The following is a 13,459-nucleotide window of genomic DNA, read 5'->3' as shown; positions in this document are numbered from 1 at the left end:
CATGCAGTGGCTTTTTTATTGCGGCGCCGATGATCGGCTATCGATTAGCTGCCTACGGCGTCTTCACGCTCTTCCGGTGCACGTGTCGCCTTTTCAAAGATCGGCGCCACCAGCAGTCCGATTTCATACAACAAGCATAATGGGACAGCCAACAACAGCTGGCTCATGATGTCCGGCGGCGTGACCACGGCGGCGACGACGAAAGCGCCGACCACGACATAGGGACGGATCTGCTTCAACTTCGCCAGCGGCACCAGGCCCATGCGCACCAGCACGATCACGATGATCGGTACCTCGAACGTAATCCCGAACGCCAGGAACATGGTCAGCACGAAATCGACATAACTGTCGATATCCGGAGCCACCGACACCGATTTCGGCGCAAAGTTATTGATGAACGGGAATACCACGCCGAACACAAAGAAATAGCAGAAGGCCACGCCGGCGATAAACAGCAGCGAGGATGAAATTACCAGCGGCGCCACCAGGCGCTTTTCATGCGTGTACAAACCCGGCGCGACGAATGCCCACATCTGATACAGCACCCAAGGCAAGGCAATGATAAGCGCCAGCACCATCGTGACCTTCATCGGGATCAGAAACGGCGTGATCACCCCGGTCGCAATCATTTTGCTGCCGGCCGGCAGCGCGTGGATCATCGGCGCGGCGAGCAAATCAAAGATATGCGCAGCCCACGGCATCATGCACAAGAAGATGATGAGTACGGCAACCGACGACTTCACCACGCGGCTGCGCAATTCGATCAGATGCGAAATAAAGGTATCTTCGCTACCTGACGTTTTCTGTTCTTCGGCCATGGAATTACTGCAGGAATGAGATGGAAAACACGGGAAACGCGTCCATCGGGATTAGAAGAAACCGGCGGACTTACCCGCGCCGATAGGACGATATTTGGCGACACGTGCAGCAGCAGAAATCACCCGTGTACGACGGCCACTTTGGTTCTTGTACCAGGACGGTACCGCGGAGTTGCGCGCCAGTTTTTTCTTGCGGAAATTCTTGGCCTTGATGGTCAGCGCTTCCGGGCTCGGTGTCGAACTCCAACTGGTGCTGCTGCCAGAATTGTTGTCGTTCCATGCATCGTTGATGGAATTCTCGGCATCGGCAACGCTCTTGGAAATGCTGCTGTGGACGTCGCTTGCCGCTTCTTCGACGTCCTTTTGCATCTTGCGCAACTCTTCCAGCTCGATTTCGCGGCTGACCTCGGTCTTGACCTCGTTGATGTAGCGCTGCGCACGTCCAAACAACGATCCGGCCATGCGCGCCACCTTGGGCAAGCGCTCGGGACCGATCACGACCAGCGCGACAACGCCGATTAAAGCCAGCTTGGTAAGACCGATATCAATCATTGCGAGGGTAAGTAGCTGAAATAAGCGAAAGTGAGTGCCACGGGCCTGGAAACAAAAGCGCCGAAAAACATACGCAGCGCCGGGGCATCAGGAACAACGATAGCCCGCGCGGCCGGTAAGGAAAACGGGCAGGCGCGGGCGTCGACGAAATGGTTAGCTGCCGGATTTTTCTTTATCTTTGGCTTGCACGTCGATGGTGGTCTGATCCTTGGCCACTGGCTTCTCTTCTTCGCCCTTGACGCCATCTTTAAAGCCTTTGACGGCCTTGCCGAGATCGGAACCCATGTTGCCCAGCTTCTTCGTGCCGAAAACGACCATGACGATAACCAGAACGATCAACCAATGCCAAATACTGAACGAACCCATTTTTCTCTCCTAAGCGGACACGCGTGTCCTGTATTCAAATAAATCTTTGTTGCAATATTCTTGCCAGGCATGCTGCCTGAGCCTGCATGTCGGCTTTCAGCTCATCCCTGCAGCACGGACTTGGTACTCCAAGGATGCGCGCCACCGATCACATGCATATGGAGATGGTACACCTCTTGGCCGCCGTCAGGGCCGGTATTGAAAAGCGTCTTGAAACCGCCTGCCTTATTGCCGGTCGCATCAAGCTGGTAGCCACATCCTTGCTCCTGCGCCAACTTGGGTGCAAGCAAAGCCATTTTACCCAATAGCGCGGCATGTTTCTCAGCGCAATCGGCCAGCGTGGCGACGTGTTCTTTGGGGATGATCAGGAAATGCACCGGCGCGGCCGGATTGATATCGTGAAAAGCGATGACGTCGTCGTCTTCATAAATCATCTTCGACGGGATCTGCTTCGCGGCGATCTTGCAGAAAATACAGTTATCCAAAGCTGCTCCTCCTGGGTGTCTCGATTTCGATCAATCGGTCGGTGTCTGCACCGATTGTTGAATTATTGGAATATCGGAATAGTGGATGATTGTTTTGCGGTGATTCTTGCTTCAGGCGCCGGCAGGACGGCTGGCTTTTTCTTCCAGGCCTGACAAACCTTCGCGACGGGCCAGTTCGTTGAGTACATCCTGCGGCTTGAGGTCGAACTGCGCCAGCAAGACCATGGAATGAAACCACAGATCAGCGCATTCGTAGAGCACCTTGGAAGCATCCCCGCTCACGCGCGCATCCTTGGCGGCCATGATGGTTTCTGCCGCTTCTTCGCCGATCTTTTTCAAGATCGCATCATCACCCTTGGAAAACAACTTGGCGACGTAAGACTTTTCAGGATTGCCGCCGTTGGCCAGCTTGCGCGATTCAATGACTTCGGCCAGACGGCGCAGTGTTTCACTCATGGCTCGACCTTGGGTGTGACTTTGGGAGTTGCCTTGCGCGTACGCTTCGGCTTTTCTTTCTCCGACACGGCGGCTTCGCCGTCCTTCAGGACAGGCTCGACGGTCTGCCATTCACCAGTCTCGGCGTTGCCTTCAAACTTCTGGAAGAAGCAGGAATGACGACCGGTATGACAGGCGATGCCGGCCACTTGCTCAACTTTCAGCAAGACGACGTCTTCATCGCAGTCGAGGCGGATTTCATGGACCTTCTGGAAGTGGCCGGACTCTTCGCCCTTGTGCCATAGCTTCTTGCGCGAGCGGCTCCAGTAGACGGCTTCGCCGGATTGCACAGTCTTGGCCAGCGCTTCGCGATTCATCCAGGCGAACATCAGCACGTCGTTGGAACCGACTTCCTGAGCAATCACAGGTACCAGTCCGACTTCGTCCCACTTCACCTTGTTCAGCCATTTTGCACTGATGCTCATGCCAGCCTCATAGGAATATTTTGATCGGCCATAAAACGTTTCGCTTCCTGCACAGTGTGTTGACCATAGTGGAAGATGCTCGCGGCAAGTACAGCGTCCGCCTTGCCCTGCTTGATGCCGTCAGCCAGGTCCTGCAAACCGCCGACACCGCCGGATGCGATCACGGGAATCGCCACTGCCTCGGACACGGCGCGCGTGAGCGCCAGGTCGAAGCCGCTGCGCGTACCGTCGCGGTCCATGCTGGTCAGCAGAATTTCTCCGGCGCCGAGTTGCGCCATCTTGCGCGCCCACTCCACCGCATCCAGACCGGTGGCGTTACGGCCGCCGTGGGTGAACACTTCCCACTTGCCTTCGCCGGTGCGCTTGGCATCGATCGCGACGACGATGCATTGCGAACCGTACTTGCTTGCAGCGTCTTCCACCAATTGCGGATTGGTCACTGCAGACGTGTTGATGCCGACTTTATCGGCGCCGGCGTTGAGCAATCGACGCACGTCGTCGACAGCGCGCACACCGCCGCCGACAGTCAGCGGAATGAAGACTTGCGAGGCGACTGCTTCAATGATGTCGAGAATCAGACCGCGACCGTCCGACGACGCCGTAATGTCGAGGAAAGTGATCTCATCCGCACCCTGCTCATCGTAGCGGCGTGCGATCTCAACCGGATCGCCGGCGTCGCGCAGCTCAAGAAAATTGACGCCTTTGACAACCCGTCCGGCCGTCACGTCGAGACAGGGAATGATGCGTTTTGCGAGTGTCATGATTGTTCGCTGTCGGACCCTTCGGATGCCGGTGATGCTTCTTCTGTCAATTCGTCGGCGCGATCTTGCGCCGAGCTCAGATCCAACGTGCCTTCATAAATCGAACGACCGCAAATGACGGCTTCAATGCCCTCGTCCTGCACGCCGCACAGCGCTTCGACGTCCTTGATGCTGTGCACGCCGCCGGAGGCGATGATCGGGATCGAGACAGCCTGCGCCAGGCGCACGGTTGCTTCGATGTTGACGCCGCCCATCATGCCGTCACGGCCGATGTCGGTGTAGACGATGGCTTCGCAACCGTAGCCTTCAAATTTTTTCGCGAGGTCGATCACTTCATGACCGGACAACTTGCTCCAGCCGTCGGTGGCAACTTTGCCGTCCTTGGCATCGAGACCGACGATGATCTGCCCTGGGAATGCGCTGCACGCATCGTGCAGGAAACCCGGATTCTTCACCGCAGCGGTGCCGATGATGATGTAGGACAGGCCGTCATCGAGATAGCGCTCGATGGTGTCCAGATCGCGGATGCCGCCGCCGAGCTGTACGGGGATTTCGTCGACGTCGTTTTCGACGGCGAAATCACGCACGGCCTTGAGAATGGCTTTGACGGCGGATTCATTCTTCGGCTTGCCTGCAAAGGCGCCGTTCAGATCAACCAGATGCAGACGACGAGCGCCTTGCGCGAGCCAGTGACGCGCCATTTCGGCAGGGTCTTGGGAGAATACGGTGGCTTGGTCCATATCGCCTTGCTTCAGGCGAACGCAATGACCGTCTTTCAGGTCGATGGCAGGTATCAGCAGCATGGCTACGGTAATAACGTTAAGTAAGAAGAAAACAAGTCAGCATCGCTGCACGACTTGCCGGTTGGACAAAAATTAAGCAAAAATCAAGGTTTCCAGTGTACGAAATTCCGGTACAGCTGCAAACCCGCAGAGGCACTTTTTTCCGGATGGAATTGCGTTGCAAAAATGTTATCGCGAGCGACCGCACAGGCAAACGGCTGACCATAGACGGTCTCGCCGACGGTGTGAGCCGACTCCCCCGGTTGCGCGTAATAGCTGTGCACGAAATAGAAGTAAGCCTGCTCGTCGATGCCGTCCCAGAGCGGATGCGCTGTCTTTTGGTGAACGCGGTTCCAGCCCATTTGCGGGACCTTGAAACGCGAGCCGTCATCCTGAGTCTGGCCCTCGAGCTGAAAGCGCACCACCTTACCCGGCAATAAACCGAGTCCCGGCGTATCGCCTTCCTCGCTCCAGTCGAACAACATTTGTTCGCCGACGCACACGCCAAACAACGGTTTGCTGCGCGAAGCCTCGATCACGGCTTCCTGCAGACCGGACTCCCGCAGGCAACGCATGCAGTCCGGCATGGCGCCTTGACCCGGCAATACGATACGGTCAGCCGACTGGATATCGGCAACTTCGCCGGAAATACGCACGTCGGCTTCAGGCGCGACATGACGCAGGGCTTGCGCGACCGAGCGCAGATTGCCCATCCCATAATCCACTACAACAATTTTATTCATAGTAAAGAATCAAAAGCACAGAAAGTGCGGACGGCGAAACCAGCTGTCGCAGCGGTTACGCCAATCAGCTCACATTACAGACTGCCTTTGGTGGAAGGAATTGTTCCTGCCGCGCGCGCGTCAAGCTCGATAGCCATGCGCAATGCGCGGCCAAAAGCCTTGAATACGGTTTCGCATTGATGGTGCGCGTTAATGCCGCGCAAGTTGTCGATATGCAGCGTGACCTGCGCATGATTGACAAAGCCATGGAAGAATTCGCTGGTCAGATCAACGTCAAAGCCGCCGATCATCGAGCGTGTAAATGGGATGTGGTATTCCAGACCCGGACGGCCGGAAAAATCGATGACCACGCGCGACAGCGCTTCGTCGAGCGGCACGTAGGCGTGACCGTAACGGCGGATGCCCTTCTTGTCGCCGATGGCCTTGGCGAAAGCCTGGCCCAGCGTGATGCCGACGTCTTCCACGGTGTGATGCGCGTCGATGTGCAGGTCGCCCTTGGCCTGGATGTCGAGGTCGATCAAACCATGGCGCGCGATCTGGTCCAGCATGTGATCGAGAAAAGGCACGCCGGTGTCCAGCTTTTGCTGGCCGGTGCCATCCAGGTTGATCGCGACGCGAATTTGCGTCTCGTTGGTGTTGCGGACGACTTCTGCAGTTCGTGGAGTTGACATGATCAGGGTAAAACAGACATTACAAAAGTGATTCCCGGCTGAGCTCCTGAAGCGATTCTTTCAGGGCAACCAGAAACGAGGCATTCTCTTCGGGTGTGCTGACATTGACTCTCAGGCAATTTTTCAGCAATGGATGCATTTTACCGGCATTTTTGACTAATACCTTACGTTGCAGCAGTCCTGCAAACACTTTATCCGCATTTGCCAGTCGAATCAGTAAGAAATTGGCTGCGGAAGGGAAAACTTCAATAGCGCCAACGGCAGAAATCGCCGCCGCCAGATCACTGCGCGCACTGCGCAACGCCGCCGCCTGGCGGTCCAGCTCGGCCGTATGATCCAGCACGAACTCCGCCGCAGTCTGGGTCAGTACGTTGATATTGTAAGGAGGACGCACCTTGTCGAATTCCTGCAACAACGCTGCACCTGCCGCCATGTAACCGAGACGGATCCCGGCCAGCCCAAGCTTGGAGACGGTGCGCATGACGACCAGATTGTTGAATTCCGGCAAGCGTGGCATGAAGCTCTCTTGCGCGAACGGCTGGTAAGCTTCATCGACGACGACGATACCGTTATCTGCCACGGCGCGCAGGATGGCCTCCATGTCGCCGGCGCCGTACAGCGTGCCGGTCGGATTATTCGGATAGGCCAGATAAGTGATCGCCGGCTGATGCTCGGCAATTGCCGCCAGCATGGCGTCGAGATCGAGCGTGAAATCTGCCTTGAGCGGTACGCCGACATAGTCGAGACCGGCAAACTTGGCAGAGACGCCGTACATCACGAAGCCCGGCTCCGGCGCCAGCACCTTGGCACCTGCTCTGGCGCAAGCCACCGACACGATGGAAATCAATTCGTCCGAACCGTTACCCAGCAATACGTCAAAACCCGCCGGCACGCCCATGTGGCGGCACAGCTTGGCTTTTAGCTGAGTGTAGGACGGCACCGGATAACGATTGAGCGCGACATCGGCCAAACGTTGCCCCAACTCCACGCGCAAGGCTGGCGGCAAGGTGTAAGGATTTTCCATTGCGTCGAGTTTGACGAAGCCGGCGGCATCCGGCACCGGATAGGCCGACAGTGCGCGCACATCGGCGCGGATGATGCGTTCAACCAGGGACTTGCTCATTGGAGGTCTGTGTTGATGTGAGATTCAGGTCGGCCACACGCTGCTCAATCAGCGCGCAATAAGCCGGGTTCAGTTCAAAACCGACAAACTGGCGGCCACAACGTCTTGCCGCTACCGCCGTCGTGCCGCTGCCCATGAAAGGATCAAGCACCACGCCGCCCGGCGGGCAGGATGCCTTGATCATGCGCTCGACGATTTCCAGCGGCTTTTGCGTCGGATGGTCAGCGCGTTCCTTGTGCTCGCGATGCAGGCGCGACACGCTCCAGACGTCTTTGGGGTTGTAGCCCATTTCCAGCCATTTGGCACCGACGAAGATCGAGCGTGAGCGCGCCTTCTTGGTCTCGGCGTCATAAGGAATCCGGATCGCATCGAGATCAAAATAATAATCTTTGGCACGTGCAAAGAAGCCGATAGTGTCATGCACCGACGAATACTTACGGGTGCTGCCGCCCATCGATGGCACGCGGCGATCCCAGATGATTTCGTTGAGCATGGTCATGCGGCGCTTCAGCATGACAAAAATTTCCGGCGAGTAACGCCAGGTCAGAAAGATGTAGAGGCTGCCGTTCGGCTTGAGCTTGGGAATGGCGGCAGTGATCCACTGCTCGGTCCATGCCAGATAAGCGTCGGTGTCGAGCTTGTCGGAGTCGTTGCCGTAATCCTTGCCGAGACCATATGGAGGATCCGCGATCAGCAGATCGATCTGGCCATCGGGAATGCGCGCCAGACCGTCCAGCGCATCTTCGCAAAAAACGCGGTCGAGCCAGCTCATCGCAGGCCTGGCTCAACGCGGCGCGTTGTCATTTGAGTCGGTACTCCGCAGAGCGCGCGTGCGCCTGCAGGCCTTCGCCATATGCCAACTCCGCGGCGACCTTGCCCAGCGTCTGGGCACCGGCTTCGCTGACCTGAATGATGCTGGAACGCTTCTGAAAATCGTAGACGCCCAGCGGCGACGAGAAACGCGCCGTACGCGAAGTCGGCAGCACGTGATTCGGACCGGCGCAATAGTCGCCCAGCGATTCCGACGAAAAACGGCCGAGGAACATGGCACCGGCGTGACGAATCTTGTCTGCCCATTGCTGTGGCTGCTCGGCGGAAATTTCCAAATGCTCGGCGGCGATCATGTTGGCGATCTCGCACGCCTCATCCATGTCGCGCACCTTGATCAGCGCACCGCGATCAGTCAGCGAGGTGCGAATCACGTCCTTGCGCGGCATGGCGTCGAGTTGTTTGTTGATACTAGCTTCGACCTTGGCGATGTAGTCTGCATCCGGACACAACAGGATGGATTGCGCCAGCTCGTCGTGCTCGGCCTGCGAGAACAAGTCCATGGCGATCCAGTCGGGATCGGTGCTGCCGTCGCAGATCACGAGAATCTCCGAAGGGCCGGCGATCATGTCGATACCGACCGTACCGAACACGCGGCGCTTGGCAGCAGCGACGTAGGCGTTGCCGGGACCGACAATCTTGTCGACTGGTGGAACGGTGTCGGTGCCGTAAGCCAGTGCAGCGACAGCTTGTGCGCCGCCGATGGTGAACACGCGATCCACGCCGGCAATCGCTGCGGCAGCCAGCACCAGTTCATTCTTCACGCCGTCCGGAGTCGGCACGACCATGATGACTTCCTGCACGCCGGCGACTTTGGCCGGGATCGCATTCATCAACACCGACGACGGATAGGCGGCCTTGCCGCCCGGCACGTAGATGCCGACGCGGTCGAGCGGCGTGACTTTTTGTCCAAGTACGGTGCCGTCCGCTTCGGTGTAGAGAAAACCGTCTGAACCGCATTCCTTCTTTTGGCGCTCATGATAAGCACGCACGCGGTCGGCGGCAGTTTGCAAAGCATCGCGACGCGCAGCGGGTAAACCGGCCAGCGCTTGCTGCAACTCGTCCTGACCGATTTCCAGCGCAGCAACGCCGGTGGCCGTGAGGCGATCAAAACGGTTGGTGTATTCCAGCACCGCAGCATCGCCACGCGCCTTGACGTCGGCCAGGATGCCCGCAGCGGCGCGATCGATGGCTTCGTCTTCACTGGCTTCAAAAGCCAGGACGGCAGACAGCTTCTGCTTGAAGCCGGCTTCGGTGGAATCCAGTTTTCGGATGGCTATGCCCATGATGTGCCTTTGCTACTCTCGGTGCGGGTTCGGTCAGGGTTTAGGTATTGCTATTGCTGCGCTTAGGCGTTCGCCTGCGACGCTCTTTCGAAGGCTTCCAGAATCGGTTGCAGACGTTCGCGCTTCAATTTCAACGCAGCCTGATTCACAACCAGACGCGAGGAAATTTCCATGATGTGTTCAACTTCAACCAGCTTGTTGGCGCGCAAGGTGCCGCCGGTGCTGACGAGATCGACGATGGCGTCGGACAGGCCGACCAGCGGACCCAGTTCCATCGAACCATACAGCTTGATCAGATCGACGTGCACTCCCTTGGAGGCGAAATGCTCGCGCGCGGTCTTGACGTATTTGGTGACCACACGCAGACGCGCACCCTGGCGCACCGCGCTGGCGTAATCAAAACCGTCTTGCACGGCGACCGACAGGCGGCACTTGGCGATGTTCAGATCGATAGGCTGATACAGGCCTTCGCCGCCATGCTCCAGCAATACGTCCTTACCGGCCACGCCGAAATCGGCGGCGCCGTATTGCACGTAAGTCGGCACATCCGAAGCACGCACGATGATCACGCGCACTGCCGGATCGTTGGTCGGCAGGATCAGTTTGCGCGAGGTCTCGGGATCTTCGGTGACTTCGATGCCGGCAGCTTTGAGCAGCGGCAGCGTTTCTTCGAAGATGCGTCCTTTGGACAGTGCGAGGGTGAGTTGCTGAGTCATGTTTTCGTACGGCTGAATTAAAGCTGAATTACGGCTGATTATTTAACGCGTTCGATCTGAGCACCGATCGACGACAATTTGTTTTCCATGCGATCGTAACCACGATCGAGGTGATAAATACGCTCGATCAAAGTCTCGCCCTGTGCGGCCAGGCCAGCGATGACCAGCGATGCAGAAGCGCGCAAGTCGGTCGCCATCACCGGCGCGCCGACGAATTTCTCGACACCCTTGACGATCGCGGTATTGCCTTCGATATCGATGGCTGCACCCAGACGATTCATTTCTTGCACGTGCATGAAGCGGTTTTCAAAAATCGTTTCCGTCACATGGCTGGTACCTTCGGCGATGCAGTTCAGCGCCATGAATTGCGCCTGCATGTCAGTCGGGAAGCCTGGATATTCGGTAGTGCGGAAGCTGACGGCCTTCGGACGGCGCGCCATTTGCACGCGAATCCAGTCGTCGCCGGAAGTCAGGATGACACCGGCTTCGCGCAGCTTGTCCAACGCTGCGTCGAGCAGGCCGCTGCGGGTGTTCTTGAGTGTGACGTCGCCGCCTACTGCTGCCACTGCGCACAGGAAGGTACCGGTCTCGATACGGTCGGCGATGACGGTGTGCGACGCGCCGTGCAGCTTGTCGACGCCCTGGATCACCAAGCGGTCGCTGCCGATGCCCTCGATCTTGGCGCCCATGGCCACCAGCAAGTGAGCGAGGTCGCTGACTTCAGGCTCACGCGCAGCGTTTTCCAGCACGGTCTCGCCGTCGGCCAGCACTGCGGCCATCAGCAGATTTTCCGTGCCGGTGACGGTGATCATGTCGGTGACGATGCGTGTGCCTTTGAGGCGCTTGGCCTTGGCGTAGATGTAACCGGCGTCGATGGTGATCTCGGCGCCCATGGCTTGCAGGCCCTTGATGTGCTGATCGACCGGACGCGAACCGATGGCGCAGCCGCCCGGCAGCGAGACCTTGGCTTCACCGAAACGCGCCAGCAAAGGCCCCAACACCAGAATCGATGCACGCATGGTCTTGACCAGCTCATACGGCGCTTCCAGCTTGGTGATGTCGCTGCCGTTGAGGGTGACATTGTGATCATCCTGCTCTGCGCGCAAACCCATCTGGCGCATCAGCTTGAGAATGGTGCTCACGTCCTGAAGATTCGGGACATTCGACAGATTCAGCGTATCGGCGGTCAGCAGACCGGCGCACAGGATAGGCAGTGCGGCGTTCTTGGCGCCGGAAATGACGACTTCGCCGGAGAGGCGATTGCCGCCGCGGATTAAAAGCTTGTCCATGAAAAAGCTAGGCCTTATTTCTGAAATTCTTCGGGAGTGAGGGTCTTCATCGACAAAGCGTGAATTTCCTCGCGCATGCGGTCGCCGAGCGCCGCGTAAACCAACTGATGACGCTGGATCAGACGCTTGCCGGTAAAGGCATCGGACACGATCACGGCGGTGAAGTGCTGACCATCGCCCTCGACTTCAAGGTGCGAACATGCCAGGCCGGCAGCGATGTAATTTTTAACGAGTTCAGGTGTGGGTAGCATGGTGCAGCTCTTCACTAGGTAATCAATAGACAATGCAAACGGCGTTGGCCGTCAGTGTGCGCCGGTGCGTAATTTGTAGCCGCTCTTCAACATGCGTACCGCCAGAGTCGCCAGTACGACGAAGAAAACGGTCACGATCGAGAGGCTGATCATGGGGTTGATATCGGACTGTCCGAAGAAGCCGTAGCGGAAGCCATCGATCATATAAAAAAACGGGTTGAAATGCGAGACCGTTTGCCAGAAAGGCGGCAGCGAATGGATCGAATAGAACACGCCGGCCAGGAAGGTCAGCGGCACGATCAGGAAATTCTGGAACGCTGCCAGTTGATCGAACTTCTCGGCCCAGATGCCGGCCACCAAGCCCATGGTGCCGAGGATGGCTGCGCCCAGCAAGGCAAAGATCACGATCCACCACGGTGCGACAAAGCTCAGGTGACCGAACCAGGCCGTCACCGCGAACACGCCCGCGCCGACGATCAGGCCGCGCACCACTGCCGCCAGCACGTAGCCGCCGAACATTTCCCAGTGCGACAACGGTGTCAGCAACACGAACACCAGATTGCCGGTGATCTTGGATTGAATCAGCGAAGACGAGCTGTTGGCGAAGGCGTTCTGCAACACGCTCATCATCACCAGACCAGGCACGAGGAAGCCGGTGTATTGCACGCCCGGATAGACTTGCACCCGATCCTGCAAAACGTGACCAAAGATCAACAGGTACAGCATGGCCGTCATGATCGGTGCGGTCACGGTCTGTGTTGCTACTTTCCAGAAGCGCAACACTTCTTTGTAAAACAAGGTTTGAAAACCGCTCATTTGGAACCTTCCATGATCTGGATGAAGACGTCTTCCAGATCGGCCTGTTGCAGCTGCATGTCATCAATGACGGCGCCGCCCTGGCGCAGTGCCGACAGAATCGGCTCGACGTCGTTGTAGTCATTCACGCGCAGGGTGTATTTCACGCCTGACAACAATTCTTCGGGATGCGTCACCAGCGGACGCAGGCTATCGGGCAAGCCGCCCGACTTCAGACGCAGCACCAGTTGCGAACCGGAAATGCGCTTGATCAGCGCGTCGGTCGAATCCAGTGCAACGACCTTGCCGAACTTCAGCATGGCGATGCGGTTGCACAATGCCTGCGCCTCTTCCAGATAGTGCGTGGTCAGGACGATGGTGTGGCCTTCGCGATTCAGACGGCCGATGAACTTCCACAAGGTCTGGCGCAGTTCAACATCAACCCCGGCGGTCGGCTCGTCGAGCACGATGACAGGTGGTTTGTGCACCAGCGCCTGAGCCACCAGCACACGACGCTTCATGCCGCCGGACAAGGCGCGCATGTTGGTGTCGGCCTTGTTGGTCAGATCGAGGTTATCCATCACCTCATCGATCCACTTGTCGTTGTTCTTCAGCCCGAAATAGCCTGACTGCATGCGCAAGGTCTCGCGCACGGTGAAGAACGGGTCGAACACCAGTTCTTGCGGCACGACACCCAGCTTAGTACGCGCGGCACGGTAATCCGTGACGACGTCATGGCCGTGGATGGTGACCGAACCGGAATCGGCACGATTCAAACCCGCGATGATGGAAATCAGCGTGGTTTTGCCGGCCCCGTTGGGACCGAGCAGGCCGAAAAACTCGCCCTCTTCGATAGAGAGCGAAACACCACCCAGCGCTTGCAGCGACTGGTAGCGTTTTTCGACATTGTTAATCTGTAGAGCAGCCATTTTCTTGGTGCGCTTTTAGGACACGGTGAGGGAACAAAACATGCCGCAGGCATTTTGCGTCAAGGCAATACCCGGTGCGGCGAAACGTTGGATTATAGGGGATTTCCGATCTTGCAGCCGGAACGGCCAAGCAAAGAGGAACCA

At 57.6% G+C, this 13,459-nt stretch carries 18 protein-coding genes; all 18 read right to left on the bottom strand.

Annotated elements, in window-relative coordinates; genetic code table 11:
* Nucleotides 1–44 precede the first annotated feature (44 nt).
* On the bottom strand, nt 45–818 hold the full coding sequence (gene tatC / locus PQR63_RS17805; RefSeq protein ID WP_408169306.1) for a twin-arginine translocase subunit TatC: 774 nt from the start codon (nt 816–818) through the stop codon (nt 45–47).
* A gap of 51 nt (nt 819–869) precedes the next feature.
* Entirely contained in the window at nt 870–1,370 is a 501-nt protein-coding gene (gene tatB / locus PQR63_RS17800; protein ID WP_408169305.1) for a Sec-independent protein translocase protein TatB, read from the bottom strand.
* 153 nt (nt 1,371–1,523) lie between these two features.
* Nucleotides 1,524–1,736 (bottom strand): Sec-independent protein translocase subunit TatA, encoded by a 213-nt coding sequence (gene tatA, locus PQR63_RS17795; RefSeq protein ID WP_007879646.1) that lies wholly within the window; start codon nt 1,734–1,736, stop codon nt 1,524–1,526.
* 101 nt (nt 1,737–1,837) lie between these two features.
* Nucleotides 1,838–2,221, bottom strand: coding sequence for a histidine triad nucleotide-binding protein (locus PQR63_RS17790; RefSeq protein ID WP_408169304.1), 384 nt, complete (start codon nt 2,219–2,221; stop codon nt 1,838–1,840).
* A 111-nt stretch (nt 2,222–2,332) separates the two neighbouring features.
* Nucleotides 2,333–2,677: a phosphoribosyl-ATP diphosphatase gene (locus PQR63_RS17785; protein WP_408169303.1), complete on the bottom strand. Its 345-nt coding sequence runs from the start codon at nt 2,675–2,677 to the stop codon at nt 2,333–2,335.
* The gene (hisI, locus tag PQR63_RS17780; RefSeq protein ID WP_408169302.1) at nt 2,674–3,141 is read right to left on the bottom strand and encodes a phosphoribosyl-AMP cyclohydrolase; all 468 of its coding nucleotides are present in this window, start codon (nt 3,139–3,141) and stop codon (nt 2,674–2,676) included. The genes PQR63_RS17785 and hisI overlap by 4 nt, the downstream gene beginning before the upstream one ends.
* Nucleotides 3,138–3,902 (bottom strand): imidazole glycerol phosphate synthase subunit HisF, encoded by a 765-nt coding sequence (hisF, locus tag PQR63_RS17775; RefSeq protein WP_094562503.1) that lies wholly within the window; start codon nt 3,900–3,902, stop codon nt 3,138–3,140. The genes hisI and hisF overlap by 4 nt, the downstream gene beginning before the upstream one ends.
* Nucleotides 3,899–4,705, bottom strand: a complete 807-nt coding sequence (hisA, locus tag PQR63_RS17770) for a 1-(5-phosphoribosyl)-5-[(5-phosphoribosylamino)methylideneamino]imidazole-4-carboxamide isomerase (RefSeq protein WP_408169301.1) — start codon at nt 4,703–4,705, stop codon at nt 3,899–3,901. Before hisA ends, hisF begins: the two co-directional genes overlap by 4 nt.
* Nucleotides 4,706–4,788: 83 nt before the next feature.
* On the bottom strand, nt 4,789–5,427 hold the full coding sequence (gene hisH / locus PQR63_RS17765; protein ID WP_408169300.1) for an imidazole glycerol phosphate synthase subunit HisH: 639 nt from the start codon (nt 5,425–5,427) through the stop codon (nt 4,789–4,791).
* Between the two features lie 74 nt (nt 5,428–5,501).
* Complete coding sequence (gene hisB / locus PQR63_RS17760) at nt 5,502–6,098, bottom strand: imidazoleglycerol-phosphate dehydratase HisB (RefSeq protein ID WP_408169299.1); 597 nt, start codon at nt 6,096–6,098, stop codon at nt 5,502–5,504.
* Nucleotides 6,099–6,117: 19 nt separating this feature from the next.
* Nucleotides 6,118–7,221, bottom strand: a complete 1,104-nt coding sequence (hisC, locus tag PQR63_RS17755; protein WP_408169298.1) for a histidinol-phosphate transaminase — start codon at nt 7,219–7,221, stop codon at nt 6,118–6,120.
* Entirely contained in the window at nt 7,202–7,993 is a 792-nt protein-coding gene (locus tag PQR63_RS17750) for a DNA-methyltransferase (protein ID WP_408169297.1), read from the bottom strand. The genes hisC and PQR63_RS17750 overlap by 20 nt, the downstream gene beginning before the upstream one ends.
* Nucleotides 7,994–8,021: 28 nt before the next feature.
* On the bottom strand, nt 8,022–9,335 hold the full coding sequence (gene hisD / locus PQR63_RS17745) for a histidinol dehydrogenase (RefSeq protein ID WP_408169296.1): 1,314 nt from the start codon (nt 9,333–9,335) through the stop codon (nt 8,022–8,024).
* A gap of 62 nt (nt 9,336–9,397) precedes the next feature.
* Nucleotides 9,398–10,051, bottom strand: coding sequence for an ATP phosphoribosyltransferase (gene hisG / locus PQR63_RS17740; RefSeq protein ID WP_094562496.1), 654 nt, complete (start codon nt 10,049–10,051; stop codon nt 9,398–9,400).
* Between the two features lie 38 nt (nt 10,052–10,089).
* A complete protein-coding gene (gene murA, locus PQR63_RS17735) occupies nt 10,090–11,340 on the bottom strand; it encodes a UDP-N-acetylglucosamine 1-carboxyvinyltransferase (RefSeq protein ID WP_408169295.1) in 1,251 nt (416 codons plus the stop codon).
* Between the two features lie 14 nt (nt 11,341–11,354).
* On the bottom strand, nt 11,355–11,591 hold the full coding sequence (locus tag PQR63_RS17730; RefSeq protein WP_050476633.1) for a BolA family protein: 237 nt from the start codon (nt 11,589–11,591) through the stop codon (nt 11,355–11,357).
* Nucleotides 11,592–11,642: 51 nt separating this feature from the next.
* Nucleotides 11,643–12,407: an ABC transporter permease gene (locus tag PQR63_RS17725; RefSeq protein ID WP_408169294.1), complete on the bottom strand. Its 765-nt coding sequence runs from the start codon at nt 12,405–12,407 to the stop codon at nt 11,643–11,645.
* Nucleotides 12,404–13,315 (bottom strand): ABC transporter ATP-binding protein, encoded by a 912-nt coding sequence (locus PQR63_RS17720; protein WP_408169293.1) that lies wholly within the window; start codon nt 13,313–13,315, stop codon nt 12,404–12,406. Before PQR63_RS17720 ends, PQR63_RS17725 begins: the two co-directional genes overlap by 4 nt.
* Between the last annotated feature and the right edge of the window lie 144 nt (nt 13,316–13,459).

The sequence above is a fragment of the Herbaspirillum rhizosphaerae genome (assembly GCF_046025915.1).
Lineage (GTDB): Bacteria > Pseudomonadota > Gammaproteobacteria > Burkholderiales > Burkholderiaceae_D > Herbaspirillum > Herbaspirillum rhizosphaerae_A.
Note: the sequence above shows the minus strand (reverse complement) of the source record. Positions and strands in the feature narration are given on the sequence as shown.